This is a genomic window from Aromatoleum sp. (assembly GCF_036675785.1).
GTDB lineage: Bacteria > Pseudomonadota > Gammaproteobacteria > Burkholderiales > Rhodocyclaceae > Aromatoleum.
In genome coordinates this window covers 1-1,634 of the sequence record NZ_JAKFEF010000040.1, presented here as the reverse complement: position 1 = coordinate 1,634, position 1,634 = coordinate 1, and the positions used below count along the sequence as shown (strand labels likewise).

Annotated in this window: 1 protein-coding gene and 1 other annotated feature; the gene reads left to right on the top strand. The window is 66.5% G+C overall.

Translation table 11 applies throughout. From position 1 onward, the window contains the following. The first annotated feature begins 305 nt into the window (after window positions 1-305). Window positions 306-1,528 (top strand): IS3 family transposase gene (locus V6M37_RS09905; protein ID WP_442881009.1). Its coding sequence is split into 2 segments (ribosomal slippage): window positions 306-594 and window positions 594-1,528, totalling 1,224 coding nucleotides; the frame shifts between segments, so codons are not numbered across the junction. Then, window positions 584-700, top strand: a sequence feature (AL1L pseudoknot). (Overlaps the previous gene by 117 nt.) Window positions 1,529-1,634 lie beyond the last annotated feature (106 nt).

The window sequence follows — 1,634 nt, the reverse complement described above, 5'->3', positions numbered from 1 at the left end:
CGTCTGACTGAACGGATTGCGAAAGGCCGAGGCCCGCGCGGCGGCGATACGCCAGCGCGTCGACGAGAAGTCCGAACGAAACCACGCGCTTCGACGATTGCCTCAGTTCGAGGAGGCTATCGGCTTGTTGCGGAGCCGACGCGCGGCCTCGATCGCGTATCTGCGTCAGGCTGATAAGAGCTGGGACGGGTGCCGTGTGCGCGGCGGCGTTGGACTCGTGTTCGAAACCGGCCCAGATGTGGTCCGGCGGTGTGAACCGCCCCGGGTTTCTTGGAGGCTTGATCGCTTGAGAGGATCAGGTCGATATGCCAAGGAAGCCGCCGTATCCGCGTGAGGTCCGCGAACGGGCCGTGAAGATGGTGCTCGAGCACCGCCACGAGTACGACTCGCAGTGGGCGGCGATCACGTCGATCGCCGAGAAGATGGGGATGACCGCGGAGACGCTGCGGGGCTGGGTGCGCCAGGCCGAGGTCGACGATGGCAATCGGCCCGGGACGACGTCGGCGGAGGCCGCGCGGATCAAGGAGCTTGAGCGCGACAATCGCGAGCTGCGTCGCGCGAACGAGATTCTCAAGGCGGCGTCGGCTTTCTTCGCGCGGGAGCTCGACCCGCAACCACCGAGGCGATGACCGAGTTCATCGACGGGCGCCGCGACGAGTACGGGGTCGAGCCGATCTGCCACGCGTTGGCGTTCGCCCCGTCGACGTACTACGCCGCCCGCAAGCGCCGAGTGCATCCGTCTGCGCGGGCTGTGCGTGACGCGGAGCTTGTCCCGGTGATCGAGCTGATCCATGAGCGCAGCGACGGCTGCTACGGCGCGGAGAAGGTGTGGTGGCAGCTCGAGCGCGAGCGCATCCCGGCCGCGCGATGCACCGTCGAACGCTTGATGCGCCAGCAGGGCCTCGTCGGCGTTCGCCGGGGCAAGCGCCGGCGCACGACGATCCGCGACGACCAGGCCGACCGGCCCACGGATCTTGTCGAGCGCAACTTCAGCGCCGAGTGCCCGAACCGGCTGTGGGTCGCAGATTTCACGTATGTCATGACGTGGTCCGGCGTTGTGTACGTCGCGTTCGTTATCGACGCCTTCTCGCGTCGGATCGTGGGCTGGAAGGCCGACACGACGATGAGGACCTCGTTGGTCCTCGACACCCTGGAGATGGCGTTGTGGAGCCGTCAGCGCGACGGGATCCCGTTGGCGGACGGGATGGTCCATCACAACGATGCCGGCAGCCAGTACACGAGCTTGGCGTTCACGACGCGGCTCATCGACGCTGGCGTCGACCCGTCCGTCGGCAGCGTCGGCGACGGCTACGACAACGCCCTCGCGGAGTCGACGATCGGTCTCTTCAAGACCGAGAAGATCAACCGCCGCGGCCCCTGGAAGACCTTGTCGGACGTCGAGCTCGCGACCCTCGAATGGGTCGACTGGTACAACCACGAGCGGCTGCACTCCGCCTGCGACAGGCGACCCCCAGCCGAGTACGAAGCTCTCCATCCCGACCGCTTGAGAGCGGGAGAGACTCAATAACCACCGCCTCCATCAAACCCGGGGCGGTTCATAGGGCACTCAAGAAGGTTCCGCGGGCCTTGAAGAAGGGCGGCAAGAAGCTCGTCGGGGTTGCCAAGCAAGCGCC